The organism is Halomonas sp. RT37 (assembly GCF_040070525.1).
GTDB lineage: Bacteria > Pseudomonadota > Gammaproteobacteria > Pseudomonadales > Halomonadaceae > Halomonas > Halomonas litopenaei.
Genome location: NZ_CP098827.1, coordinates 4059296 through 4083792, shown reverse-complemented (window position 1 = coordinate 4083792; position 24497 = coordinate 4059296). Strand labels below are relative to the sequence as shown.

Here is a 24497-nt window from a genome sequence, read left to right as displayed (position 1 = left end):
GGCCAGGGACCGTGTGAGAGGGCTCAGGCCTCGGCGTGGGCCGTGCCCGCGTGCAGCTTGAGCGCGAAGTCGGTATTGGCCAGGTAGTCGGCCTCGCGTTCCAGGTCGGTGCACAAGAGGCCTGGCTCGTCGCTGCCCTGGTAGTGCAGATGCAGGACCTCGCCGTCCACCTCGAGCCGCGGCGTCGCCGGCGGCTGCTCCGGGCGCGAATGGTTGAGGATCACCGCCAGTCGAAGCAGGCGTGCCAGGCGCTGGCTGTCACGCTGTTCGGCCTTCGGCAACAGCTGCCATTCCTTGCTCGGGAACTTGCGTCGGTGGGCGCGGACCAGGAAGGCCAGCAGGCGCTGTTCCGGGCGCGAGAAGCCGGCCAGATCCGAGTGCTCGAGCAGATAGGCGCCGTGGCGATGGAACTGACTGTGCGAGATCGACTGGCCGATCTCGTGCACCCAGGCGGCCCACTCCAGATAGCGGCCACGTTCCTCATCGAGCCCCCAGTCGTCGGCGACCTGGGCGAACAGCGCCTTGGCCGAGGCGGCCACATTGTCGGCCTGGCGAACGTCGACGGCGTTGTAGCGGGCCAGGGTCTCCAGGCTCTTTAGACGCGAGTCCTCGGGACTGTTGCGGCCAGCCATGTCGTAGAGCACCCCTTCACGCAGGGCGCCGTCGGCGTAGCGCATTTCGCTGAGGTCGAAGGCCTCGAAGATCGCGCACAGAATCGCGACACCGGCGGGAAAGACCCGGGCACGATCGGCCTTGAGCCCGTCCATGGAGACCTTGTCGAGCTGCTTGGTCTTGATCAAGCGCTTTCGCAACTTGGCCAGACCGTCGCGAGTGATCACTCCTTCCGGCGCGTCGCCTGCCGCGTGCATCACCGCCGCCGCCGCCTTGATGGTGCCGCTGGAGCCCACCGGGTCATCCCAGCCCAGACGCTGGTAGGGTCTGCGGATATTGGCCAGTTCCGACAAGGCCGCGAGTTCGGCGTTGCGCATGCGCTTCTCGCTGATATCGCCGTCGCCGAAGAAGCGTCGGGTAAAGGTCACGCAGCCCATGGAGAGGCTTTCCAGCGCCTTGGGTTCGAACTGTTCGCCGATGATGAACTCGGTGGAACCGCCGCCGATATCGACGATCAGCCGGCGCCCGTTCTCGGCCAGGGCGTGGGCCGCGCCGAGGTAGATCAGGCGTGCCTCCTCGCGCCCGGCGATGATCTCGATGCGCGTGCCGAGCATGGCCTCGGCGCGGTCGATCAACTCCTGGCTATTGTGGGCATCGCGCAGGGCGTTGGTGCCCACCACCCGCATACGCGAGGCGGGGATGCCCTCGAGAAAGGGCGCAAAGCGAGCCAGGCAGTCCAGCGCCCGCGTCATGGCGTCCTCGTTGAGGTAGCCGTCGTCGTCCAGGCCCGCCGCCAGCTGGACCTTTTCGCCCAGCCGCGCCACCACCTGCAGCCGGTCATCCTGATAGTTGGCCACCAGCAGGTGAAAGCTGTTGGAGCCCAGATCGATGGCGGCCAGGCGGGCGGGGTCCTTGGTGGCGTCGTGGGGCGACTCGCGCAGGGTGCTGAGCGTATCCGAGGGTTGATTCATGGCGGGTCCTTCACTGGAGATGGATCAAGGTTGCGTTTCGCCCCGGGGGATGTCAATGATCCGGGTCCGCCACGGGGCTTGCGTTCCCCTTCCGGCTTGTCTAGTATCGGGTCATTCGCCTGTTTCGAATGTGTTTTCCCGGTCGCGCCGCCGCCGCGACGTGACCATCCCAAGTCGTCAGACAGCCCGCACGACGTCAGCTCCGCTCCCGGCCAAGGCCCCGGCCCAAGCCCGCGAGACGCTGGCAACGGCGAATGAACCTGCTCCCTCGTCCAGACGCTGGCGTGGATCTCCCCTCCGGAGAATCCAGTCAATGGCCCTATTATCTTTACCTGGCCTCGCACGAGCAGCCTCGGGCTCTGAACGCACTCAATCGGCGTGTCTTTTCGCCCCTCGGCGCCTTGCCGCCCGGCTTCCACGAGTAATTTCTGAACTCTGATGAATCTGACCGAACTCAAGCAAAAGCCCGTGCCGGAGCTTCTCGATATCGCCCGCGAGATGGGTATCGACAACCTGGCCCGGTCCCGCAAGCAGGACATCATCTTTGCCATCCTGAAGAAGCACGCCAAGAGCGGCGAAGACATCTTCGGCGATGGCGTGCTGGAGATCCTTCAGGACGGTTTCGGATTCCTGCGCAGCGCCGACAGCTCCTACCTGGCCGGCCCCGACGATATCTATGTGTCGCCGTCCCAGATCCGGCGCTTCAACCTGCGCAAGGGCGACACCATCTCCGGCAAGATTCGCCCGCCGAAAGAAGGCGAGCGCTACTTCGCGCTGTTGAAGGTCAGCCAGATCAACCTGGACCGGCCGGAGAACGCCAAGCACAAGATCCTGTTCGAGAACCTCACGCCGCTGTTTCCGCAGGACCGTCTGCGCATGGAGATCGGCAATGGTTCCACCGAGGATCTGACCGCGCGCATCATCGACCTGACCGCACCCATCGGCAAGGGCCAGCGTGGCCTGATCGTGTCGCCGCCCAAGGCGGGCAAGACGCTGATGTTGCAGAACATCGCCACCTCGATCACGCGTAACAACCCCGAGTGCCAGTTGATCGTGCTGCTGATCGACGAGCGCCCCGAGGAGGTCACCGAGATGTCGCGCACCGTGCGCGGCGAAGTGGTCGCCTCGACCTTCGACGAGCCGCCGGCGCGTCACGTCCAGGTGGCCGAGATGGTGATCGAGAAGGCCAAGCGTCTGGTCGAGCACAAGAAGGACGTGGTCATCCTGCTCGATTCCATCACCCGTCTGGCGCGCGCCTACAACACCGTGGTGCCGTCCTCCGGCAAGGTGCTGACCGGTGGTGTCGACGCCCATGCCCTGGAAAAGCCCAAGCGCTTCTTCGGTGCCGCGCGTAACATCGAGGAAGGCGGCAGCCTGACCATCATCGCCACGGCCCTGGTGGACACCGGCTCCAAGATGGACGAAGTGATCTTCGAGGAGTTCAAGGGCACCGGTAACATGGAAGCCCACCTGGATCGCCGTCTGGCCGAGCGTCGCGTCTATCCCGCGCTCAACATCCGCCGCAGCGGCACCCGTCGTGAGGACCTGATCGCCTCCGACGAGGAGATGCAGCGCATGTGGATCCTGCGCAAGCTGCTCAACCCGATGGACGATACCGCGGCCACCGAGTTCCTGATCGACCGACTCAAGGACACCAAGACCAACCTCGAATTCTTCGAGGCGATGAAGCGCCGCTAGCGTTGGCCAACGCCGCGCCTGGGCGGTCGCCAGACGCAAGGTCCAGGTGACCGAGGTCAAGACGAGGGGCAGCATGCTATGCTGCCCCTTTTGTGTTCAGGGGAGCGAGGCAATCGCATGAAATATGGTGACTTGCGTGACTTTATCGCGGGTCTCGAGGCCGCCGGCGAACTCAAGCGGGTGACCGCCGAGGTGGACCCCTATCTCGAGATCACCGAGATCTGCGATCGCACCCTGCGCGCCGGTGGCCCTGCGTTGTTGTTCGAGAACGTCAAGGGCAGCGAAATGCCGCTGCTCGGCAACCTTTTCGGCACCCCCAAACGCGTCGCCATGGGCATGGGCCAGGACTCGGTGGAGGCGCTGCGCGAGGTCGGTGAGCTGCTGGCCTTTCTCAAGGAGCCGGAACCTCCCAAGGGCTTTCGCGATGCCTGGGAAAAGCTGCCGATCTTCAAGCAGATCATGAGCATGGGTCCCAAGACCGTGCGCTCGGCACCGGTCCAGCAGCGAGTCTTCGAGGGCGATGAGGTGGACCTGGATCGACTGCCGATCCAGCACTGCTGGCCCGGTGATGCCGCCCCCCTGGTGACCTGGCCGCTGGTGATCACCAAGGGCCCGCACAAGAGTCGTCAGAATCTCGGTATCTATCGCCAGCAGAAGCTCGGCAAGAACCGCCTGATCATGCGCTGGCTGTCCCATCGTGGCGGCGCGCTGGACTTCCAGGAATTCCAGCAGGCGCACCCCGGCGAGCCCTTCCCCGTAGCGGTGGCGCTGGGCGCCGACCCGGCGACCATTCTGGGGGCGGTGACCCCGGTGCCTGACTCGCTGTCCGAGTACGCCTTCGCCGGCCTGCTGCGTGGCTCGCGCACCGAACTGGTCAACTGCGGTCACGCCGACCTGCAGGTGCCGGCGTCTGCCGAGATCATCCTCGAGGGCTTCCTGTACCCCGATGATACCGCGCCGGAAGGTCCCTACGGCGACCATACCGGCTACTACAATGAGGTGGAGACCTTTCCGGTGTTCACCGTGACGCGCATGACCATGCGCAAGGACGCCATCTACCACTCCACCTACACCGGACGTCCACCGGACGAGCCTGCGATCCTCGGGCTCGCCTTGAACGAGGTGTTCGTGCCGATCCTGCGCCGCCAGTTCCCTGAGATCGTCGACTTCTATCTGCCCCCGGAAGGCTGCTCCTACCGCATGGCGGTCGTGACCATGAAAAAGCAGTACCCGGGCCACGCCAAGCGGGTAATGATGGGGGTATGGAGCTTCCTGCGTCAGTTCATGTACACCAAGTTCGTGGTCGTGCTGGATGATGACGTCGACGCTCGCCAGTGGGAGGACGTGATCTGGGCCATCACCACCCGCATGGACCCGGCCCGCGACACCGTGATGGTCGAGAACACCCCGATCGACTACCTCGATTTCGCCTCTCCGGTGGCTGGGCTCGGCTCCAAGATGGGCCTGGACGCCACCAGCAAGTGGCCGGGTGAAACGGACAGGGAGTGGGGCGTGGCGATTGCCATGGACGACAGCATCAAGTCCCGGGTCAGCGAGCGCTGGGACGAATTCGACATTCCTCTCCCCGACAGCAACAAGAGGTCGACATGACGGCAAGGACCCTGACCTGCCAGGTCATCGAGGTCGAGGACCTCACCCCTGACGTGTTTCGCGTGATTCTGGAAGGACGCGCCGAGGCCATGGCCCATGCCCCGGGCCAGTACCTGGAAATGTGCCTGGACGATGACTGCTGGGTGCCCTTTTCCATCGCCAGCCGCCATCGTGACGATGGGCGACTCGAGCTGCATATTCAGCACTGGCCCGAACGCTCCAACTCGGCCCAGCTCAGGGCCATGCTGGTCGAGGCCCAGCACCTGACCGTGCGTCTGCCGGGGGGCGACTGCGTGCTGGATGGTGAAAGCGATCGTCCGCTGACGCTGATCGCCGCCGGTACCGGCTTCGCCCAGATGAAGGCGATCGTCGAGGCGGCGCTCCACGCCAACCCCGAGCGCTCCATCAGCCTGTGGTGGGCGGCCAAGGAACGCCGTGATCTGTACGCCGAGAGCCTGGCCCGGCAGTGGGTCGCCGAGTCCGATAAGGTCAGCTTCCACGCGGTCTGCGAGGAAGGCTTCGAGCAAGGCTTCGCCGACGAGCGGGTGCACGCCCATCATGGCCGTATCGACGCCGCACTCGCCGCCGAGCTTGGCGATGTGTCGGGCCACGACGTCTATCTGTCGGGCTCGCCCGGCATGGTCTATGCCTGTGTCGACGTGCTCGCCTCGCTGGGGCTGGACCCGTCACGGGTGTTCTCGGACGTCTTCGCCTACGCGCCACGCGACCCTCTGGTGCCGGTGGTCGGTAGCCTGGTCGGGGAAAAGCAGTCATGAGCGCGTCGCCGATCCTGATTACCGGTGGCGCCCAGCGTCTGGGGCGTCACTGCGCCGAGCGCCTGGTACAGGACGGCCAGCCGGTGATCATCAGCTATCGCCGCGAGCGCCCGGAGCTCGAGGCCATGCGCGAGCGCGGCATCGTCACCCTCCAGGCGGACTTCTCCAGCGAAGACGGTATCCTCGACTTCCTGGAGCGGCTCAAGGACGAGACAGACGCCTTGCGTGCCATCGTCCACAACGCCAGCGACTGGGCACCGGACAGCGATGGCGAGGATGCCGGGGCCGCCTTCGAGCGGCTGTTCCGTATCCATATGCTGGCGCCTTACCTGATCAACCTCCACGCCAAGCCCTTGCTCGACGCCTGCAGCGAGCCCCAGCGGGACATCGTCCACATGACCGACTATGTGGTGCAGAAGGGCTCGCGCAAGCACGCCGCCTACGCCGCCACCAAGGCCGGGCTCGACAATCTGACGCTGTCCTTCGCCGCGCGTTATGCCCCTGAGATCCAGGTCAACGCCATTGCACCCGCGCTGATCATGCTCAATCAGGGCGATGACGAGGACTATGCCGCCAAGGCCAGGGCCAAGTCGGCGATGGACATGGTGCCGGGGCCAGGGGTCATCTACCAGAGCCTGCGCTACCTGCTCGACAACCGCTATGTGACCGGGACGACCCTGGCTGTGGACGGTGGCCGCCACCTGCGCTGAATCGCCGGCGGACTCGCCTGACCCGAGGAATCCCCCTAGACTCTGGATGACCCTGACAACAACATCACAAGGAGGCGACCCATGGCCCATCACGACGACGATCTGCATGGCGACAGCTCTCACGACGGCTTTCATGACGAAAGCGGATTCCTGACGATCTTTCTCGGCCTGGTGGTGATGGTCGGCATGACCTGCCTGCCGGCGACCATCGGCTGGGTGCAGCTGGCGACAGGCTAGCCAGGGACGTCAGTCGACCATGGTCGACGGCACGGCGCTTTTCCTGCCCGTGCACAGGGGTTGCCATTTGCTCCGGCGCGGGGCAGGATGAAACAAGATTCGAGGAGACACCGATGACCGATCACGCAAACCCGACCCGACCCCGACCCGATGGCAGCGAAAGCGCCCTCGTCGGTGCCGTCTTGGGCTCGGATTGTGTGCATGCGGACGCGGTGTCCTTTTATTGGCCCAGCTTTTCCTGGTATTGGTTTGATACCGGGGCGCTGGTGCGCGAGGCCTGATCCAAGTATCTGGCACTCGCGAGGCGCTCCCCCCCCAGGGCCGCCTCCCAGAACCCCCGGACGGCTGCCCGTCCGGGGGTTCCTTGTTTGTATGGCCAGACGTTTTCACTCAGTAGCACTCACCTGCGAAAGGCAGGCAACCGGAGCAATGACATGACCGCATATCGACTCTTCGCCAGCACCATTTCCCATGGCTATGCCTATGGCGATAGCTGGCGATTTATCGACGCGCGGTCGGCCCAACTGGCCACCTCCGACCGTGAGCGCCTCGGTGGTCGACGCACCCAACGATGTACGACCACACGGAGCTGATACCATGACCGCCAGCCTTTCGCTTGCCACCGCCGACCTCAACGCTGCCGCGACGCAAGAGACCGCCCCCCAGATGACCCTGCCGACCCCGCAGGCGCTCAAGCGCCAGTGCCCACTCGGGACGACCCTGAGCGATCGCGTCGACGCTCAGCGTCAGCAGATCCGTGACATTCTCGAGGGTCGTGACGATCGCCTGCTGGCGGTAGTCGGGCCCTGCTCGATCCATGACCCCAGGTCGGCGCTTGAATACGCCCGGCGCCTGGCCTCCCTGGCCGACAGCATCCGTGATCGAGTGCTGGTGGTGATGCGGGTGTACGTCGAGAAGCCCCGGACCACCGTGGGCTGGAAGGGCCTGGCCTATGACCCGGACCTGGATGGCAAGGGCGACATGGCGCGTGGGCTCGAGCTGTCACGCCAGCTGATGCGCGAGATCGTCGAGCTGGGCCTGCCGGTGGCCACCGAGATCCTGCAGCCGATGATCGCTCCTTACCTTGAGGACCTGCTGGCCTGGGTCGCGATCGGCGCACGCACCACCGAATCCCAGCTGCATCGCGAGATGGCCAGTGGCATCGGCGCGGTGGTCGGCTTCAAGAACGCCACCAGCGGCGACGTCCAGGTGGCACTGGACGCCATGCGCTCGGCCGCCCACCCCCACCAGCACTTCGCGGTGGGCGAGCAGGGGCAGCCGGTCATGCGCGAGACCGCCGGCAACCCCTACACCCATGTGGTGCTGCGGGGCGGCCACGGTGAGCCCAACTACGGGGTCGACGCGGTCGCCGCCGCCAGGAAGGCGCTGATCGGCACCGGCCTGCCGCCGCGGCTGATGGTGGACTGCAGTCACGCCAATGCGCGCAAGGACCATCGCCGTCAGAGCGAAGTCCTGCTCGAGGTGCTGGCCCAGCGCCTGGCCGGTGACACCTCGCTGATCGGGGTGATGCTCGAAAGCCATCTGAACGAGGGCAAACAACCCCTGGAGCCCGGCAAGCTGCGCTACGGTGTCTCGGTCACCGACGCCTGCATCGGCTGGGAGACCACCGAACACCTGTTGAGCCTGGCTGCCGAGCGTCTTGCCCAGCAGGGTTGAGCCCGACGATGCGAACGAACCAGACCAGAGGCCCTTTCGGGCCTCTGGTCGTTTTTGTCCGGCGAAACTGGCTCGCGCCGTGGGTGGGGACGTGACTCAGCGGCAGAAGGGCCATACCTGATAGAAGCTGTCGCAGCGGAATTCCGCCTCGCAGGCCGCCAGTTGGCTGCGGTAGCGGGAAGCATTGTGGGAGGCCACCTGACTCAGCGGCAGAAGGGCCATACCTGATAGAAGCTGTCGCAGCGGAATTCCGCCTCGCAGGCTGCCATTTGGCTGCGGTAGCGGGAAGCAGAGTGGGTGGCCACCTGACTCAGCGGCAGAAGGGCCATACCTGATAGAAGCTGTCGCAACGGAATTCCGCCTCGCAGGCCGCCAGTTGGCCGCGGTAGCGGGAGGCATAGTGGGTGGCCACCTGACTCAGCGGCAGAAGGGCCATACCTGATAGAAGCTGTCGCAGCGGAATTCCGCCTCGCAGGCTGCCAGTTGGCTGCGGTAGCGGGAAGCGGTGCTGGCCACCTCCCGCGCCGCGCGTTGCACCGCCGGCTTGGCGCGATAGCTGCCGCGCTGATAGCCGCCCTGGCCTTCGTGGTAGGCCAGGTACAGGTGCTCGGGGTTGGACAGTGACACCCCCGTCATGCGCCGCGTGCGGGCGTTGTACCAGCCGATGAAGTCGGTGGCGTCGTCCATGTCGGTGCGACTGGCGAACAGCCCGCCGGCGGCGTCATCGTATTCGCCCCATACCGGATCCTGGGCCTGGGCATAGCCGTAGGCCGAGGACGGGCGCGTCCACGGAATGAAGCCCAGTAGTTTGGTACGTGGCGGCCTGACGTGGCTGCGAAACGACGACTCGCGCTTGATGAAGGCCATCTGGGTCCAGGGGGGCGTGCCCCACTTTTCATAGGAGGCCTGGGTGGCGTCGTACCAGTCAGGCTGCTGGCGAAAGATCTCGCACAGATTGTCCTGATGGCTCGGCGGCGCCGGGGCTAAGGCGGCGCAGCCGCTGAGAGTAACAAGCGCCGCGGCAAGCACCGTAGTGAGTAGAGCAGACCGCATCCCTGGCATGGCCCGTTTCACAACATTTTCCCGTTTTAGTGATATCGCCCCCAGTATGCCCTCCCGTGCAGTGTCGGGTCATCCTCACATGTCCCACCGGCTGCTTCGGGTCATCGGAGAGGGGGCGATGGGGCGAACGCCTTCGATGTCCGATGACGTCTGAGTTCGATCATCCAGCGCCACGCTCAAGGCCAGGACGGTCATTTCTTGCGGGAAGGCAAACGGGTTGCATCAAGGTGCCTGTTGTTCGCCTATGGTAGCGGTTGCCGCTGAAAACGCCTGTTGAAGCCAAACTACCACCTTGTCGAGGATGGCATTGTCGGACATTGTTTGGCTCCTGATCAGGTGGTAGTGCAGTCCCGGTAGAAACGGGCCGAATGGCACCTCCAGCACACCACGAGCGATCTCATCCTGCACCAGGGTCAAGCCCAGCAGGGCCACGCCCTGACCGGAGATAGCGGCCTGGATCGCGTGACTTTCTTCGGAGAAGGCGAGTCGAGGCCCCAGCACGGCAGGGGTAGACCCCAACGCCTGACACCACTGAGCCCAGCCGGGCAGGCCAAGGTTCGGACAGTACCAGTCGAAATCGATATGACGAACACCCCTGAGGTCGTCGACGCCAGCCAGCTGGAGTTGCGGGCTGGCGACCAGGGCAATGCGATCGGTCGCCAGGGTCACCACCTCATGGTCCGGATAGGGGCCCATACCGTAACGAATCGCCAGGCGGGTTCCATGCGTCAGATCAAGCACGCTCTCGCTGGCATGGATATTCAAGGCGATATCGGGATTCGTCGAATGAAAGTCGGTCAGTCGAGGAAGCAGCCACTGGCTGGCGAAGGCCGGAGTGCAGGAGAGGGTGACGCTGGCGGGTGTCGTTCGCTTGAGCAGACTTTCCAATGCCTCGGCGAAGGCGTCAAAGCCCTGGCGTAGCACGGGAGAAAGCTCCGTTGCCGCGTCGGTCGGGATCACCTGGCGGGTGCGACGCTCGAATAGCGCTACGCCGAGCCAGCTTTCCAGTTCACGTACCTGGTGGCTGATCGCGGCGGGCGTTACCGCCAGCTCTTCAGCCGCCCCCTTGAAACTACGGTGACGTGCTGCCGCCTCAAAGGCACGCAACTGCGATAGTGGTAGTCGGCGTCGTTGCATCACACCCCTATGGATAAAAAATTTTTGTGCATCTGCAAAGAATAGATCGTTTGTCGGCCCGAATCGATTGGAAGATTCTGTCGTTCGTGCTCCACCAAGCATGAGCGGTACTAATCCCAAAGGAGAATCTTCATGGCCACACTGTTGCACCTTGATGCCAGCGCACGCTCCGGACTTTCCGGTAGTCAACCCCACGGATCGCATTCGAGACGCCTCAGCGCCCACTTCGTCACACAGTGGCAACGGGTACGTCCTGACGACAGGGTCGTCTATCGCGATGTCGGCCAGCAGCCGCCTCGTCCTGTCAGCGGTGATTGGATTCATGCCGCCTTCACCAAGCCGGAAGCGCGGGATAGTTGGATGCACGAGGTTCTCGCGGAGAGTGATTCCCTGGTCGACGAACTGCTCGAGGCGGATCTGATCATCGCTGGCGTCCCGATGTACAACTTCGGCGTTCCGGCCGGATTCAAGGCTTATATCGACAATATCGTGCGAGTCGGGCGGACTTTCGGCTTTGATCGCTCCCGCCCAGGCTTGCCCTACTGGCCGATGCTGAGCGCCATGGGCAAGCGCTTGGTGGTGCTTGGTGCACGGGGTGACTATGGCTACGAGCCTGGTGAGCGAATGGAGCACACCAACCACGTCGAACCACACTTGCGTACCGTTTTCGCCTATCTCGGCATAGAGGAGTTGCACAGCATCGCCGTGGAGTATGACGAGTTTGCCGACGAGCGGCTGCAGCAGTCTCTGATTCAGGCGGAGCAACGCGTTGAGGCGTTGGTCGACAGGCTGGCGGCCAGTCTGGACGTTGCTCGCGTTGTTTCCGATCCAGTCTCGGGGTGAGCGCACCTCCGTGACCGCTTCTACGATCGTCCCCTGCTGGGTACCAGATGCTCGGCAACAGATGTGATTCCCTGTCCAGCAAACGTCTGTATTGCAGAACTTGAAATAAGAATAGTCTCGCGGGATGAGAAATTTGCGCGTCTCGCCGTCAGAGGGCCGATGTGGTGAGAGGGAGTGTCTGATTTCCAACAATGTATTCTTCATGATAAGTCGGAAAAATCAGTGAGCGAGGTGGATGATGGGTGGTTATATAAGTAGAGATAGGGAGCCTGATCTGGCGGCTTCTTTCGGTGCGCTGGAAGAAAAACAGTTGTCAGTGAGCCAACCGCTTGCGCGCAATGGTGTTCTGCAGCCAGGAAAGGTCTATTTCATTCCCGCGAGGTGTGGCGCTGCCGTTGTACTGGAAAAAGGGCAGATGCTTACGCTGATTAACGTAAGTGGATTGCAGGTCTGCGATATGTGGGCTTTCAATACGAGTGATCCAGACGAATTTCTATCCATGGAACATACTCGAACCCATCTTGGGCGCTTGGTGCCGGTTGTCGGTGACAGTATGGTTTCCAATAGAAGAAACGAGATGCTGGAACTAGTGGAAGATACTTCGCCTGGGGTGCATGACACATTGATTGCCGCCTGCGATATCAATCGCTATAGACAGCTTGGCGTAAGCGAATACCATGACAACTGTGTTGATAATCTTCGAATGGCATTGCTTGCCATCGGCAAGGAGGTTTCGCATGTTCCATCACCATTCAATGTGTGGATGAATGTTCCACTTGATGGTGATGGCTCACTGACATTTGTGCCACCCGTGGCCAAAAGAGACGACAGGATCGTGTTCAAGGCAATGATGACCTGTTACGTAGTCATGTCATGCTGTCCCCAGGATATTACGGCGGTCAACGGAGTTGGTAGCCAAACGGAAAGTATAGGAGTCATGCTCGGAGATTGAAGAAACACGGGATAGATGGCGATGCACTGCAACTCCGCCGCCGGCGCTAAAGGTTCTCATTCCGTCGAAGGTAAACTCCAGCCTTTGCGCTCCGGCGGCATCCGGCTCGTCATCGCTCACGATATGACTTCAGCATTCCCTCTCGTCGCTTCAAACGCCTCTACACGTTTTTTGGGCCAGTGGCAGCGAAGTTTAGCGATAGCGATCACGCTGCCTCTACGCGGGCTCGGGCTTCTTCTCCCTAGGCTGACCCTCACCTCCGATGTCCGAGGGCACCAGTGGCAGGTCCTCGGGCAGGTGGCGGGCACAGAAGTCCAGGCAGTCGAGGCCGTTGACGGCCTGGGGGGCCAGTGGACAATTCCATGGCGACTCGCGCAGCACTTCCGGAAGATGGTCGCTCAGGTCCTCCATGTCCTGACTCTTGGGCCAGCACAGCCAGCGCTCCCGTTCAGGGGTCTCGGGGTGGCGCCACTTCAGCATCCAGTCGTCGCCCCAGGGCAGTACGCCCAGGGTGTCGGGTTCGGGCGGCGGCAGACCCTGGAAGGCGCTGGCCCACCAGCGGGGCGAGAGGTGATGGCGTCCCAGGCGTCGGCTGCACTGGGCCAGCAGGGTACGCTGCACCACCATGACATCCAGGGCGCTGTCATCACGATAGAGCACATGGAGCGCGAGAGTGTGCGGTATTACGCAAAGCTCCCGCTCAACCAGTTCATCCAGTGACTCCCTGCTGTCGACCTCCTCGGCCAGGGCGCCGTCCAGCGTTACCAGGGTGACCGATTGTGGCGGTATGACGAGACAACAGGGAAGTGCCTGGTCGAGGCACGAAAGCGATTGGACATTGGCGGCGCTGCCCCGGTCGAGGCTCTGTTGATCGACACAGTGGACCCAGTACCAACGAGGCTCGGGATCTTCGTCGGCTGAAGGGGCGCGTTGGGGCATAAGAAGTATGCGCTGATGTCGGTGTCCCAGATTCCACATGGTTCTGGTCCTGTCGATAGCGATTGTTGGTGCACTGTGTCGACGAGCGAAGCCATTTTCTTTCACCAACTGTTACTCTTTTTACAATAGCGCTACTTCCTGTGCTCTGCGTCAACCTCGTCTATCGTCATACGAGTGTCATCTGGACTACCTAGTGTTGTCGGCGGACCGCCGTCGCCCCTGTGATCGACTTTCCCCTCCGATACCCGAGGCCGGCAACAGTGACTGGCACCGACAGCCCACGCCTTGACGGCGAACAGAGGGCTGCAAGAAGAGGACTGCGCAATGAGCAAGGAAATTGAAGATCATCGTCTGTTGAACCCCAGCCGTAATGAACCCTTCTCCTCGGTGCTCGACCGTCGTCTTTCCCGGCGAGCGGTGATGAAGGGTGGCATGGGCATGGCGGCCATGACCATGCTGGGAAGCTTTGGTCTCTCGGCCTTCGCCAACGAGCCGTCGTCAGGGATGGCCAAGACGCCGCTGGCGCTGGCCTTCGAGTCGATTGCCGGTTCGCGCAGCGACGCCGTGGTGGTGCCGCCGGGCTATACCGCCCAGGTGCTGGTGCCCTGGGGTACGCCGCTTGACGACAGCGCGCCCGAATGGAGCGAGGATCTGACGATGACGCCCCAGGCCCAGGCGGCCAGCGTCGGCATGCATCACGACGGCATGCATCCTTTCGCGCTGGATGAGAGCACGGCCTCCGAGCGCTTCCTGCTGGTGATGAACAACGAATACATCGACGAGAACGCGCTGTGGGCGCCCCAGGGCGGCCCTACCAACATGACCGAAGGCAAGCGTCCGGCGGACGAGGTGCGCACCGAGATCAACGCCCACGGGGTGACCGTGGTCGAGGTGAAGAAGGACGCCGATGGTCGCTGGAGCCACGTCAAGGGTTCCGCCCATAACCGTCGCTACACCAGCGCCACCCCGATGCACCTGTCAGGGCCGGTGGCGGGCAGCGACTACGTCAAGACCAGGTATTCCCCGGGCGGCACCCAGGCTCGCGGCACCAACAACAACTGTGCCCACGGCTACACGCCCTGGGGAACTTATCTCACCTGCGAGGAGAACTGGCCGGCCTACTTCGTCAAGAACGAGGGCCGTACCCTGGACGATGACCGTCTTGGCATCGCCAGTGGTCGCGGACGCTACGGCTGGGAGACCGCCGCGGGTGATGACAGCGAACGCGACGACGAATTTACCCGTCTGATCGGCGACCCCGTCGCCGACGACGCCAGCGGTGACTACCGCAACGAGCCGCGTCAGTTCGGCTATATCGTCGAGATCGACCCCTATACCGGCAGGCAGGCGATCAAGCGCACGGCGCTGGGCCGCTTCCGCCACGAGGGCTGCTGGCCGGGCAAGCTGGTAGCAGGCGAGCCGGTGGTGTTCTACTCCGGTCACGACTCGCGCAACGAGTACATCTACAAGTTTGTCTCCGAGGCGGCCTGGGACCCCGCGGATGCCATCGCTCCCGGCGCCGAGGCCGATCGCCTGGCGATCGGTGACAAGTACATGGACAGCGGCACCCTTTACGTCGCTCGCTTCAACGCCGATGGCAGCGGCGAGTGGCTGCCGCTGACGCCGGACGCTTCCACCCAGGATGGCCGTACCCTGGCCGAGGCGCTGGAACTCGACGCCGATGACCTGGCCGGGGTGATCATCCACACCTGTGACGCCGCCGACCTGATGGGTGCCACGCCGATGGATCGCCCGGAGTGGGGCGCGGTGGACCCGTCCACCGGCGAGGTTTACATGACCCTGACCAACAACTCGAAGCGTACCGAAGACGGCACCGAGGCGACCCTGACCGGCGACGGCGACAACATCACCGCGCTGGGCAACGGCTACGCCACGGCACCGGTCAATGCGGCCAACCCGCGGGCGAACAACGAGGCCGGTCAGATCATCCGCTGGCGCGAGGGCAGCGATGCCACCGCCTTCGACTGGGAGGTATTCGTGTTCGGTGCCGCGGCCAGTGACCAGAACAACCTGTCCGGGCTGACCGCCGACAACGAATTCGCCAGTCCCGATGGGCTCTACTTCGATGAGCGCGGCGACGGCCAGGGCATCCTGTGGATCCAGACCGACAACGGCTACGAGGGCGTCACCGAGAGCACCAATGACCAGGTGCTGGCGGTCGTGCCGGCGGAGCTCGAGCGTGCCGATGGTGCCGCCGCGGTGATCTCCGGGGCCAACCAGGACAAGCTCAAGCGTTTCTGCGTAGGCCCCAACGGCTGCGAGGTCACTGGCATCTTCCCCACGCCGGACAAGACCGCGCTGTTTATCAATATCCAGCATCCGGGCAACTGGCCGGCCAGTGACGACGCGACCCAGGCGTCTGATGCCAGCGTGCGACCGCGCGCCGCCACGGTGGTGATCCAGCGCGAAGACGGCGGCCAGATCGGCGTCTAGGACGTGTCCGAAAGGTGCCGGCTTGCGTCGGCCTTTCGGGCAACCTCCAGGGGCGTTCTCTACGTCTGACGTCTTGCGCCGCCCCAGCACCCCGGCTCCCTTTTCAGGGAGCCGGGGTGTTTTTTCTAGGGTCTGGGTGTCCAGGGCTGGATGATCGGCAGCCTGAAGCGGGAGGCGGTTGGTCCGGGAACCGCTTGGGGCGGCCAAGGCGCAGGTCGCGCGGCGTCCGGCAGCCGTCAGGACACATGACGACAACATGAAAAGCCCCTCGCCAGCGTCGCTGGCGAGGGGCCTGGGTGGTGTTATCGACGCGCCGATGGCGCGTCAATGCGGGGCGTTATTCAAGCGCGAGCGGCGTAGGCGTACAGCAGCGTTTCCTGGGCGGAGATCGGTGCGGCCTCGCCCGGATCCTGCTTGATGTAGGTGCCGTCGGCCTGCAGCAGCCAGCTCTGGCAGTTGTCGACCAGGTAGGTCTCGAGGTCCTTGCGCACCCGGGCGGCGAGCTTCTTGTCGAGCAGCGGGAAGCAGGTCTCGACCCGATGGAACATGTTGCGCGCCATGAAGTCCGCGCTGGAGCCCCATATCTCGGGCTTGCCGTCGTTGTGGAAGTGGAACACCCGGGTGTGTTCGAGGAAGCGACCGATCACCGAGCGCACCCGGATATTCTCGGAGATACCGGGCAGGCCGGGGCGCAGGCAGCACATGCCGCGGATGATCAGGTCGCACTCGACGCCGGCCTGGGAGGCGCGGTAGAGCGCCTGGATCAGCTTGGGTTCGGTCAGCGAGTTGCACTTGACGATGATATGGGCGCGCTTGCCCTTGCGCGCGTAGCTTGCCTCCCGCTCGATCATTTCCACGACCCGTTCGTGCAGGGTGAAGGGGGCGTGCAGCAGCTTCTCGATCTGGCGGGTGCGGCCCATGCCGGACAGTTGCTGGAACACCTTGTGCACGTCGGCGCACAGCACAGGGTCCGCGGTGAGCAGGCTGTAGTCGGTGTAGAGCTTGGCCGTCTTGGAGTGATAGTTGCCGGTGCCGAGATGAGCGTAGTGGCGCAGCGCGCCCTTCTCGCGACGCACGATGTGCATCATCTTGGCGTGGGTCTTGTAGGCCATCACCCCGTAGATGACGATGGCGCCGGCCTCCTGCAGGCGCGAGGCCAGCGCCAGGTTGTCGGCTTCGTCGAAGCGGGCGCGCAGTTCGATGACCACGGTCACTTCCTTGCCTTGGCCGGCGGCTTCGACCAGGGCGTTGACGATGGGTGAGTCGGCACCGGTGCGATACAGCGTCTGCTTGATCGCCAGCACGTCGGGGTCGCGGGCGGCCTCGCGCAGCAGGTCCTCCACCGGGGTGAACGACTGGAAGGGGTGGTGCAGCAGGATGTCGCCTTCCTGCATCGACTGCATGATGGAGTTGGGTTGCTTGACCTGCTTGGGCACGCCGGGGGTAAAGGAGCGGTACATCAGATCGGGTCGGTCGGCGTCACCCAGTACCGACATCATGCGGGTCAGGTTGACCGGGCCATTGACCCGATAGAGGTCACTGGGTTCGAGCTGGAACTGCTTGATCAGGAAGTCGGAAAGCTCCTCGGGGCAGTTGTCGGCCACCTCCAGGCGCACGCCGCTGCCGTAACGCCGGGCCAGCAACTCGCCGCGCAGGGCCGAGGCCAGGTCCGAGACTTCTTCGGGATCCACCGTCATGTCGGCGTTGCGGGTCAGACGGAACTGGTAGCAGCCCTTGACCTTCATCCCCGGGAACACCTCGTCGGCGTGGGCGTGGATCATCGACGACAGGAACAGATACTCGGTGAAGCCTTCCTCGCACAGCTCTTCCGGCAGCGCGATGACCCGGGGCAGCGAACGTGGCGCCGGCAGGATGGCGAGGCCGCCCTCGCGGCCGAAGGCGTCCTTGCCCTCGAGCTCGACGATGAAGTTGAGGCTCTTGTTGACCAGCCGCGGGAAGGGGTGCGAGGGGTCCAGCCCGATGGGACTGACCACCGGGATGATCTCGGTGGAGAAGTAATCATGGACCCACTTGCGCTGCTGCTTGGTCCAGTCCCCACGCCGACGGAAGCGGATGTTGTGAGCTTCCATGGCAGGGATCAGCTGCTCGTTGAGGATGCGGTACTGACGCTCCACGTGTTCGTGGGCGATCTTCGAGATCTCGTCGAGCACCGAACGTGGGCTGCGGCCGTCGGCACCGGTGGCGTCGTCGCCCACGGCCAGCTGGCTCTTCAGTCCGGCCACCCGGATCTCGAAGAACTCGTCCATGTTGGAGGAAAAGATCAACAGGAACATCAGGCGGTTGAGCAGCGGGTGCGCCTGGTCCAGCGCCTGTTCCAGCACCCGGATGTTGAACTGCAGATGCGACAGCTCACGATTGAAGTAGAGGCTCGGGTCAGTGAGGTCGGCCTCCGGGTCCGGCATTGCCTTGGGCTTGATGCCGGTGCGCGTCTGGTTAAGGCGCGGCACCGGGGTATCGGCCTGGGGCGCGTCGCTCATCGAGACGTCGGACTTGCCCAGGGTCGCATGTTCAATCGTGGCGTTGTCGCTCTGCGCGTCTTCCATGGTGGTTCCTCATCGGGGCTCGGGAAGGGCGCCGCTCCCTCCCCTGATCAGCGGGCCAATAGCCTGGCCGCGCGTTTGGCAAAGTAGGTCAGCACGCCGTCGGCGCCGGCACGCTTGAAGCACATCAGCGACTCGAGGATGACAGTGTCAGCGTCCAGCCAGCCGTTGTCGAAGGCGGCCATGTGCATGGCGTATTCACCGCTCACCTGGTAGGCGTAGGTGGGCACCCGCAGCTCGTCCTTGACCCGGCGGACCACGTCCAGGTACGGCATGCCGGGCTTGACCATCACCATGTCGGCACCTTCGGTGATGTCCATGGCGACCTCGTGGAGGGCCTCGTCGCTGTTGGCCGGGTCCATCTGGTAGGTCGACTTGTCGGCCTTGCCCAGGTTGGCCGCCGAGCCCACCGCATCGCGGAAGGGGCCGTAGTAGCGCGAGGCGTACTTGGCGCTGTAGGCCATGATACGGGTGTTGGGCAGGCCTTCACGCTCGAGCAGTTCACGGATGGCACCGATACGCCCGTCCATCATGTCGGAAGGGGCGACCACGTCGGCCCCGGCCTCGGCATGGGACAGCGCCTGCTTGATCAGGGTCTCGACGGTGCGGTCATTGGCCACATAGCCGTCTTCATCGAGGATGCCGTCCTGACCGTGGCTGGTGTAGGGGTCCAGGGCGACATCGGTGATCACGCCGAGCTCGGGCAGGGCGGCCTTGAGCTCGCGCACGCTGCGCTGGACCAGGCCGCTGGCGCTGTAGGCTTCTTCCGCCAGCTCGCTCTTCTTGTCGGCGTCGACCACCGGAAACAGCGCAATGGCGGGAATGCCCAGCTCGACGGCCTCGCGGGCCTCTTCGATCAACAGGTCCAGCGACAGGCGCTCGACCCCGGGCATGGAGGGTACAGCCTCGCGGCGGCCTTCGTCCTCGAGCACGAAGACTGGCCAGATCAGATCGTCGGCACTCAGCTGGTTCTCGCGCATCAGGCGGCGGGAGAAGTCGTCCTTGCGCATGCGGCGAGGACGGCTGGCGGGGTAAAGACGAGGGGTAATGGCACTCAAGACGGCACTCCACGGAAGCAAGGATTCGGCGCCACGCGCTAGTCTGGTGGCACTTCATGACAAAAGCATGACATTGATTGAGTATATTCCTCCTCTCCCGTTCGCCGAAAGTCGCGTCTTGTCGCACCCGTGGCGACTCTCTAGAGTAGTGGCAGTCTTGGCCGCGTCCGGCCCCGTTCGCGACGCGCTATAAAGGAGAATGACATGAGTAAACAGGTAGCGATCGTCTTGTCGGGCTGCGGCGTACAGGATGGTTCCGAGATCTACGAGACCACCCTGACCCTGCTGCGCCTGGACCAGCTGGGCATCGCCTATCGCTGTTTTGCCCCGGATATCGCTCACCAGGAGGTGATCGACCACCACAGCGGGGAGGCCGTCGAGGCGTCGCGCAATGTGCTGGTCGAGTCCGCCCGCCTGGCGCGGGGCGAGATTTCGCCGCTGGACGAACTGTCGGCATCGGACTTCGATGCCCTGATCCTGCCCGGTGGCTTCGGGGCGGCCAAGAATCTTTCGAACTACGCCACGGCCAAGTCCGAGATGGAGGTCCACGAGGACCTGGCTGAGCTGTTGATCGAGTTTCACGATGCGCGCAAGCCGATCGGTCTGATGTGCATCGCGCCGGTGCTGGTGCCCAAGGTGCTGGGGCCAGGCATCGCCGTCACCATCGGTACCGACCCCGAGGTGTGTGGCTGCATCAGCGCTATGGGCGGCCTGCATCGCAGCTGTGCGGTGGACGATATCGTGGTGGACTTCGAGCATCGCCTGGTGACCACCCCCGCCTATATGCTGGCTACCCGCATCAGCGAGGCGGCGCTGGGCATCAACAAGCTGGTGGATCGTATCGACGAGATGATGGACGTCAACACCTGAGACGGCAGACGATGGCGGATCATTGTCGCCAAGCGCCTTGAACACCACCGGTGCGAGAGCGGTAAAAAAGCAAAGCCCGAGGCCAATGCCTCGGGCTTTGTGCATTCTGCTGACGGGGGCTCTGCCGGTGTGGCGATCACGCCTCGTCCGGCGCTCCCTCGTCATCGCTGCTCCGCCTCTTGACCAGCCGGCCGAACAGCAGCCCGACCTCGTAGAGCAGGTACATGGGTACCGCCAGCAGGCTCTGGCTGACCACGTCCGGCGGGGTCATCAGCATGCCGATGACGAAACAGCCGAGGATGACGTAGGGGCGCTTGGCGCTCAGGCTCTTGACGCTGGCGGCGCCGGTGAGGATGAGCAGGAAGGTGGCAATCGGGATCTCGAAGGCGATACCGAAGGCGAAGAACAGCTTCAGCACGAAGTTGAGATACTGGTTGATATCGGTCATCACCTGCACGTTCTCCGGCCCGGTCTGGGTGAAGAAGGCGAACAGCAGGGGAAAGACCACGTAGTAGGCGAAGGCCGCGCCGAGATAGAACAGCAGCACGCTCGAGGCCAGAAGCGGCAGCGCCAGGGCCTTTTCCTTGTCGTACAGCCCTGGTGCCACGAAGGCCCAGGCCTGGTGCAGGACGAAGGGAATGGCCACGAACACCGCCACTACCAGGGTCAGCTTGAACGGCGCCAGGAAGGGCGACGCCACCTCGGTGGCGATCATCTGGGAGCCTTCCGGCAGCAGCTCCATCAGGGGGTCTGCGACAAACTGGTAGATGTCGTTGGAAAAGGCGTAGAGCGCCAGGAAGATCACCAGGATGGCAATCACGGCGCGCATCAGCCGCGAGCGCAGCTCCACCAGGTGTTCGATCAGTGGGGCGTGGCCCTGGCTTGACGGCGGAGTGTCACCGGTATCGCTCATCGGGTGGCGGAGTCCTTGTGCTCGGAAGAGGCGGTGTCATCGCTGGGCGCTGATGCGGGGGAGAGCGTGGAAGCCGAAGCGCTGGACGACGAGGCGCGTGCGGCACTGTCGACGGCGTCGTCCAGCCGCTGGCCGGCCGAGGCAGACTGGGCGCCGGTGGAATCCGCCTGCCCGCCGTTGCCCGTGTTCGGGGTGTCGGCGATGGATTCCACGCTGCGCTTGGCTTGTTCGGCGCTGCGCTTGGCCTGGTTGACACTGTCGTCCAGCTTGCGTTCCTGCTCCTTGAGCTTCTGGCGCAGTTCCTCGGCCTCGAGCTGGGCGCTGATCTCGCGCTGCATGCCGGCCACCGAACGCTTGATGCGTCCGATCCACAGGCCGGCGGTACGCGCGGCCTTGGGCAGGCGCTCGGGACCCAGCACCAGCAGTCCCACCACCCCGATGATCAGCAGTTCCAGAAAGCCGATATCGAACATGTGGCGTTACTTGCGCTCGTCGGAGGATTCGGGCTTGCGCTCCGCCTCGACGTCGTAGGTGTTGTTGGGCGTATCGGTCTCGTCATGACGGACCTGGGCCTGGGGCTTGGCCTCCTCCGACTTGTCCTCATCTTCGTTGACGGCCTTCTTGAAGCCCTTGACCGCGCCACCCAGGTCGCTGCCAACGTTGCGCAGCTTCTTGGTGCCGAAGATCAGGATGATGATGCCGAGTACGATCAGCAGTTGCCAGATACTGATACCACCTAACATAAGAACTTCCTCAATATGCGGCGCCAGGCGCCGTGAATCGTTGGTTCCCGCCGAGGCTCAGGAGCGGCGCGAGGCCTTCTCCTCGTGCCCCGATACGCCGAAGCGTCGGGCGAGTTCATCCAGCACCTGCCGATGGTCGAGTCCCAGGTGCGAGAGCATCACCAGACTATGAAACCACAGGTCTGCCGTTTCGGCGATCAACGCCTCGCGACTGGCTGGATCCGCGTCAACATCCTTGGCGGCAAGCACGGTCTCCACCGCCTCTTCGCCCACCTTCTCGAGTATCTTGTTCAGCCCCTTGTGATGCAAGGAGGCAACGTAGGAAGTGTCAGGATCGGCGTGCCGACGTTCGCTGAGGGCGGCGTCGAGCTGGTTCAGAATATCGCTCATCGGTGAAGATTCCATTAAAAGATCAGTTCCAGATCACCAGCAGTGTGCCGATGCCCGCAGCGACCAGAACCGGCCAGGGCTGATCGGTCAACCAGCCGGACAGCGGTTGCCAGGCCAGCGCCACCGCGGCCAGGGCGAGCCCCAGTCGGGTCCGGCGTATGCGCCTGGCCTGGCGGGTCAGCTGGCCGAGAATGTGGGTCATGACCTCGCCCTGCTGGGTGATCTGGCGCGATCGCTTCTCGGTCTGGGACAGCGCCTGGTGGGCCAGCACCGGCAATTCCGGTAGCTGTCGGGTCAGCTCCGGCGCCTGCCGCTTGAACGACTCCCACAGGCCCTGGGCGCCGGCGCGCTCCTTCATCCAGCGCTCCAGGTAGGGCTTGGCGGTGGCCCACAGGTCCAGGTCCGGGTAGAGCTGACGGCCCAGCCCCTCGATATTGAGCAGGGTCTTCTGCAGCAACACCAGCTGGGGCTGGACCTCCATATTGAAACGCCTCGCGGTCTGGAACAGGCCCAGCAGCACCTGGCCGAACGAGATGTCCTTGAGCGGTTTCTCGAGGATCGGCTCGCACACCGTGCGTACCGCCGCCGCGAACTCGTTGGCGCGGGTATCTTCGGCCACCCAGCCGGACTCGATGTGCAGCGCCGCGACCTCGTAGTAGTCCTGGTGGAAGAAGGCCAGCAGGTTGCGCGCCAGGTAGTCCTGGTCTTCCCGGGTAAGGCTGCCGACGATGCCGCAGTCGATGGCGATGTACTGGGGGTCGGACGGCGCCTGGCGGGAGACGAAGATGTTGCCCGGGTGCATGTCGGCGTGGAAGAAGTTGTCGCGGAACACCTGGGTGAAGAAGATCTCCACGCCGCGCTCGGCCAGGCGCTTCAGGTCGGTGCCCTGGGCCTTGAGTGCCTCGATGTCGGCCACCGGCACGCCGTGGATGCGTTCCTGGACCATCACCTTGTGGCGGGTCAGCGGCCAGTGGATCGACGGCACATACAACAGTGGCGACTTGTCGAAGTTGCGCTTGAGCTGGGAGGTGTTGGCCGCTTCCTTGGTCAGGTCGAGCTCGTCGAACAGGGTGGTCTCGTAGTCGCGGACCACTTCCACCGGGTGCAGCCGGCGCGCTTCCGGCACCTTGTTCAGCGCTCGCGCCACCAGGTACATCAGCGCCATGTCCTGGCGCATGACCCGCTCGATGCCTGGGCGAATCACCTTGACCACCACGTCCTGGCCGTCGGGCAGCCTGGCGGTGTGGACCTGGGCGATCGAGGCCGAGGCCAGCGGCTCACGGGAAAATTCGGCGAACAGTACCTCGAGCGGCTCGCCCAAGGACTCCTCGATCAGTGCCTCGGCCTGCTCGCCGGGGAAGGGCGGTACCTGATCCTGCAGCCGCTTGAGTTCATTGGCGATATCGTCGGGGAACAGGTCGCGACGGGTCGACAGCATCTGGCCGAACTTGACGAAGATCGGCCCCAGTGACTCCAGCGCCAGACGCAGGCGTTCGCCGCGGGAGCGCTCGCCGACGGGAATCAGCTTGAGCGGCGACCAGGTGAATATCAGGCGCAGCCACCAGGGCAGCTTTTCCAGCGGCAGCAGGGTGTCGAGACGGTAGCGGGTGACGACCCAGATGATGCGCAGCGGGCGGAGGATCATGAGACGTCGTTCTCCCGGGCCAGGCGACGGGTCAGGCGCTTGAGACGTGCCTCGGTACGGTCGGTGGCCAGCTCCAGTTCGGTCAGCGCCTCGCGCATGGCCTCGAGCTGATGGCGGCCGGGCAGCCAGCGGGCTTCCTCGAAGACGTACTCGGAGACGTCGGCGCACAGCTCACGGTGGGTGCGCAGGCCCCAGCGGGACAGGCCGCGCAGGCCTTCGGCGAGCTGGTGAGCCGGCAGGTCGCCGAGATAGCGGGCAAGCTCAGCCTCCCAGTCCAGGTCGAGATCCAGCAGCAGGTCGCGGGTCGCCTCGAGCAGGTGGATCTTGCCGCGCACCGCCAGACGGCCCTCGAACATCAGCCGTTCCATGTCGGCGCCGCCGGCCAGCCGGCCCAGGGTGTCGCTGTCCAGCTCGACGATGGCGTCCCAGGCGCCTTCATCGACCTCGTCCACCAGCAGCAGGTCAACCCCCTGGGGGTGATAGCACAGCGCCAGCTGGACACGCGGGGACTCCAGGCACATCAGCACCCGCTGGCCCGCCAGCGAGCGCAGCCGAGAAGGCGAGGCAGGGTCGCGTGCGAGCAGGGCGTTGACGGTCTTCTCGATGCCGGCCAGCAGCAGGGTCGGGGTCAAGGCCAT

The 24497-nt window shown here is 64.1% G+C and carries 25 protein-coding genes; 11 read left to right on the top strand and 14 right to left on the bottom strand.

The features are described from left to right. Positions 1–23: 23 nt before the first annotated feature. On the bottom strand, positions 24–1583 hold the full coding sequence (ppx, locus tag NFG58_RS17680) for an exopolyphosphatase (RefSeq protein WP_108449746.1): 1560 nt from the start codon (positions 1581–1583) through the stop codon (positions 24–26). Between the two features lie 438 nt (positions 1584–2021). Between ppx and rho the strand changes: the two genes are divergently transcribed. From rho to NFG58_RS17645, 7 genes are all read left to right on the top strand, one after another. Beyond that, positions 2022–3281 carry a transcription termination factor Rho gene (rho, locus tag NFG58_RS17675; protein ID WP_045991171.1) on the top strand — a complete coding sequence of 420 codons (1260 nt, stop codon included), beginning with the start codon at positions 2022–2024 and terminating at the stop codon, positions 3279–3281. Between the two features lie 117 nt (positions 3282–3398). Then, positions 3399–4892: a 4-hydroxy-3-polyprenylbenzoate decarboxylase gene (gene ubiD, locus NFG58_RS17670; protein ID WP_045991170.1), complete on the top strand. Its 1494-nt coding sequence runs from the start codon at positions 3399–3401 to the stop codon at positions 4890–4892. Continuing rightward, entirely contained in the window at positions 4889–5668 is a 780-nt protein-coding gene (locus NFG58_RS17665; protein ID WP_108132291.1) for an NAD(P)H-flavin reductase, read from the top strand. The genes ubiD and NFG58_RS17665 overlap by 4 nt, the downstream gene beginning before the upstream one ends. Then, positions 5665–6378: a dihydromonapterin reductase gene (gene folM / locus NFG58_RS17660; protein ID WP_124803466.1), complete on the top strand. Its 714-nt coding sequence runs from the start codon at positions 5665–5667 to the stop codon at positions 6376–6378. Before NFG58_RS17665 ends, folM begins: the two co-directional genes overlap by 4 nt. A gap of 81 nt (positions 6379–6459) precedes the next feature. Next, on the top strand, positions 6460–6615 hold the full coding sequence (locus NFG58_RS17655) for a hypothetical protein (protein ID WP_181248593.1): 156 nt from the start codon (positions 6460–6462) through the stop codon (positions 6613–6615). Between the two features lie 113 nt (positions 6616–6728). Next, complete coding sequence (locus tag NFG58_RS17650; protein ID WP_348827076.1) at positions 6729–6896, top strand: hypothetical protein; 168 nt, start codon at positions 6729–6731, stop codon at positions 6894–6896. 316 nt (positions 6897–7212) lie between these two features. Continuing rightward, entirely contained in the window at positions 7213–8292 is a 1080-nt protein-coding gene (locus NFG58_RS17645; RefSeq protein WP_108132293.1) for a 3-deoxy-7-phosphoheptulonate synthase, read from the top strand. 96 nt (positions 8293–8388) lie between these two features. On the opposite strand, the gene NFG58_RS17640 is transcribed toward NFG58_RS17645, so the two are convergent. From NFG58_RS17640 to NFG58_RS17625, 4 genes are all read right to left on the bottom strand, one after another. Further along, positions 8389–8514, bottom strand: coding sequence for a hypothetical protein (locus NFG58_RS17640; protein ID WP_348827075.1), 126 nt, complete (start codon positions 8512–8514; stop codon positions 8389–8391). Between the two features lie 88 nt (positions 8515–8602). Beyond that, positions 8603–8728, bottom strand: a complete 126-nt coding sequence (locus NFG58_RS17635; protein ID WP_348827074.1) for a hypothetical protein — start codon at positions 8726–8728, stop codon at positions 8603–8605. Then, positions 8710–9345, bottom strand: coding sequence for a lysozyme-like domain containing protein (locus tag NFG58_RS17630; protein WP_348827073.1), 636 nt, complete (start codon positions 9343–9345; stop codon positions 8710–8712). Before NFG58_RS17630 ends, NFG58_RS17635 begins: the two co-directional genes overlap by 19 nt. A 231-nt stretch (positions 9346–9576) precedes the next feature. Beyond that, positions 9577–10491, bottom strand: a complete 915-nt coding sequence (locus NFG58_RS17625; protein ID WP_181248594.1) for a LysR substrate-binding domain-containing protein — start codon at positions 10489–10491, stop codon at positions 9577–9579. A 132-nt stretch (positions 10492–10623) separates the two neighbouring features. On the opposite strand from NFG58_RS17625, the gene NFG58_RS17620 reads away from it, so the two are divergent. Both NFG58_RS17620 and NFG58_RS17615 read left to right on the top strand, forming a co-directional pair. Next, positions 10624–11334, top strand: coding sequence for an NAD(P)H-dependent oxidoreductase (locus tag NFG58_RS17620; RefSeq protein WP_348827072.1), 711 nt, complete (start codon positions 10624–10626; stop codon positions 11332–11334). Between the two features lie 235 nt (positions 11335–11569). Then, complete coding sequence (locus NFG58_RS17615) at positions 11570–12286, top strand: urea carboxylase-associated family protein (RefSeq protein ID WP_204248908.1); 717 nt, start codon at positions 11570–11572, stop codon at positions 12284–12286. A 216-nt stretch (positions 12287–12502) separates the two neighbouring features. Here the strand turns inward: NFG58_RS17615 and NFG58_RS17610 are convergent, their stop codons facing one another. Beyond that, complete coding sequence (locus tag NFG58_RS17610) at positions 12503–13264, bottom strand: hypothetical protein (protein ID WP_124803462.1); 762 nt, start codon at positions 13262–13264, stop codon at positions 12503–12505. Positions 13265–13549: 285 nt separating this feature from the next. On the opposite strand from NFG58_RS17610, the gene NFG58_RS17605 reads away from it, so the two are divergent. After that, the gene (locus tag NFG58_RS17605) at positions 13550–15679 is read left to right on the top strand and encodes a PhoX family phosphatase (protein WP_124803460.1); all 2130 of its coding nucleotides are present in this window, start codon (positions 13550–13552) and stop codon (positions 15677–15679) included. A 341-nt stretch (positions 15680–16020) separates the two neighbouring features. Here NFG58_RS17605 and ppk1 read toward each other — a convergent pair whose 3' ends face one another. Then, positions 16021–18243, bottom strand: coding sequence for a polyphosphate kinase 1 (ppk1, locus tag NFG58_RS17600; RefSeq protein ID WP_222516059.1), 2223 nt, complete (start codon positions 18241–18243; stop codon positions 16021–16023). Between the two features lie 47 nt (positions 18244–18290). Beyond that, positions 18291–19298 (bottom strand): porphobilinogen synthase, encoded by a 1008-nt coding sequence (gene hemB / locus NFG58_RS17595; protein ID WP_348827071.1) that lies wholly within the window; start codon positions 19296–19298, stop codon positions 18291–18293. A gap of 204 nt (positions 19299–19502) precedes the next feature. On the opposite strand from hemB, the gene elbB reads away from it, so the two are divergent. Next, positions 19503–20168 (top strand): isoprenoid biosynthesis glyoxalase ElbB, encoded by a 666-nt coding sequence (gene elbB, locus NFG58_RS17590; RefSeq protein ID WP_222516058.1) that lies wholly within the window; start codon positions 19503–19505, stop codon positions 20166–20168. 136 nt (positions 20169–20304) lie between these two features. Here the strand turns inward: elbB and tatC are convergent, their stop codons facing one another. Genes tatC through NFG58_RS17560 form a run of 6 tightly spaced genes read right to left on the bottom strand, consistent with a single transcriptional unit; the run spans position 20305 to position 24497 of the window. Beyond that, on the bottom strand, positions 20305–21081 hold the full coding sequence (gene tatC, locus NFG58_RS17585; protein WP_222516057.1) for a twin-arginine translocase subunit TatC: 777 nt from the start codon (positions 21079–21081) through the stop codon (positions 20305–20307). Further along, positions 21078–21554 (bottom strand): Sec-independent protein translocase protein TatB, encoded by a 477-nt coding sequence (gene tatB / locus NFG58_RS17580; RefSeq protein ID WP_222516056.1) that lies wholly within the window; start codon positions 21552–21554, stop codon positions 21078–21080. The genes tatC and tatB overlap by 4 nt, the downstream gene beginning before the upstream one ends. A 6-nt stretch (positions 21555–21560) precedes the next feature. After that, positions 21561–21824: a Sec-independent protein translocase subunit TatA gene (gene tatA, locus NFG58_RS17575; RefSeq protein ID WP_045991157.1), complete on the bottom strand. Its 264-nt coding sequence runs from the start codon at positions 21822–21824 to the stop codon at positions 21561–21563. A gap of 57 nt (positions 21825–21881) precedes the next feature. Next, positions 21882–22214: a phosphoribosyl-ATP diphosphatase gene (locus tag NFG58_RS17570; protein WP_045991156.1), complete on the bottom strand. Its 333-nt coding sequence runs from the start codon at positions 22212–22214 to the stop codon at positions 21882–21884. 22 nt (positions 22215–22236) lie between these two features. Continuing rightward, entirely contained in the window at positions 22237–23859 is a 1623-nt protein-coding gene (gene ubiB / locus NFG58_RS17565) for a ubiquinone biosynthesis regulatory protein kinase UbiB (RefSeq protein WP_045991155.1), read from the bottom strand. After that, positions 23856–24497 carry an SCP2 sterol-binding domain-containing protein gene (locus NFG58_RS17560; protein WP_045991278.1) on the bottom strand — a complete coding sequence of 214 codons (642 nt, stop codon included), beginning with the start codon at positions 24495–24497 and terminating at the stop codon, positions 23856–23858. The genes ubiB and NFG58_RS17560 overlap by 4 nt, the downstream gene beginning before the upstream one ends.

Coding starts and splice junctions, on each gene's coding strand:
- ppx (WP_108449746.1), bottom strand. CDS start 1,583: ATGAATCAACCCTCGGATACGCTCAGCACCCTGCGCGAGTCGCCCCAC.
- rho (WP_045991171.1), top strand. CDS start 2,022: ATGAATCTGACCGAACTCAAGCAAAAGCCCGTGCCGGAGCTTCTCGAT.
- ubiD (WP_045991170.1), top strand. CDS start 3,399: ATGAAATATGGTGACTTGCGTGACTTTATCGCGGGTCTCGAGGCCGCC.
- NFG58_RS17665 (WP_108132291.1), top strand. CDS start 4,889: ATGACGGCAAGGACCCTGACCTGCCAGGTCATCGAGGTCGAGGACCTC.
- folM (WP_124803466.1), top strand. CDS start 5,665: ATGAGCGCGTCGCCGATCCTGATTACCGGTGGCGCCCAGCGTCTGGGG.
- NFG58_RS17655 (WP_181248593.1), top strand. CDS start 6,460: ATGGCCCATCACGACGACGATCTGCATGGCGACAGCTCTCACGACGGC.
- NFG58_RS17650 (WP_348827076.1), top strand. CDS start 6,729: ATGACCGATCACGCAAACCCGACCCGACCCCGACCCGATGGCAGCGAA.
- NFG58_RS17645 (WP_108132293.1), top strand. CDS start 7,213: ATGACCGCCAGCCTTTCGCTTGCCACCGCCGACCTCAACGCTGCCGCG.
- NFG58_RS17640 (WP_348827075.1), bottom strand. CDS start 8,514: ATGGCCCTTCTGCCGCTGAGTCAGGTGGCCTCCCACAATGCTTCCCGC.
- NFG58_RS17635 (WP_348827074.1), bottom strand. CDS start 8,728: ATGGCCCTTCTGCCGCTGAGTCAGGTGGCCACCCACTATGCCTCCCGC.
- NFG58_RS17630 (WP_348827073.1), bottom strand. CDS start 9,345: ATGCGGTCTGCTCTACTCACTACGGTGCTTGCCGCGGCGCTTGTTACT.
- NFG58_RS17625 (WP_181248594.1), bottom strand. CDS start 10,491: ATGCAACGACGCCGACTACCACTATCGCAGTTGCGTGCCTTTGAGGCG.
- NFG58_RS17620 (WP_348827072.1), top strand. CDS start 10,624: ATGGCCACACTGTTGCACCTTGATGCCAGCGCACGCTCCGGACTTTCC.
- NFG58_RS17615 (WP_204248908.1), top strand. CDS start 11,570: ATGATGGGTGGTTATATAAGTAGAGATAGGGAGCCTGATCTGGCGGCT.
- NFG58_RS17610 (WP_124803462.1), bottom strand. CDS start 13,264: ATGTGGAATCTGGGACACCGACATCAGCGCATACTTCTTATGCCCCAA.
- NFG58_RS17605 (WP_124803460.1), top strand. CDS start 13,550: ATGAGCAAGGAAATTGAAGATCATCGTCTGTTGAACCCCAGCCGTAAT.
- ppk1 (WP_222516059.1), bottom strand. CDS start 18,243: ATGGAAGACGCGCAGAGCGACAACGCCACGATTGAACATGCGACCCTG.
- elbB (WP_222516058.1), top strand. CDS start 19,503: ATGAGTAAACAGGTAGCGATCGTCTTGTCGGGCTGCGGCGTACAGGAT.
- tatC (WP_222516057.1), bottom strand. CDS start 21,081: ATGAGCGATACCGGTGACACTCCGCCGTCAAGCCAGGGCCACGCCCCA.
- tatB (WP_222516056.1), bottom strand. CDS start 21,554: ATGTTCGATATCGGCTTTCTGGAACTGCTGATCATCGGGGTGGTGGGA.
- tatA (WP_045991157.1), bottom strand. CDS start 21,824: ATGTTAGGTGGTATCAGTATCTGGCAACTGCTGATCGTACTCGGCATC.
- NFG58_RS17570 (WP_045991156.1), bottom strand. CDS start 22,214: ATGAGCGATATTCTGAACCAGCTCGACGCCGCCCTCAGCGAACGTCGG.
- ubiB (WP_045991155.1), bottom strand. CDS start 23,859: ATGATCCTCCGCCCGCTGCGCATCATCTGGGTCGTCACCCGCTACCGT.
- NFG58_RS17560 (WP_045991278.1), bottom strand. CDS start 24,497: ATGGCCTTGACCCCGACCCTGCTGCTGGCCGGCATCGAGAAGACCGTC.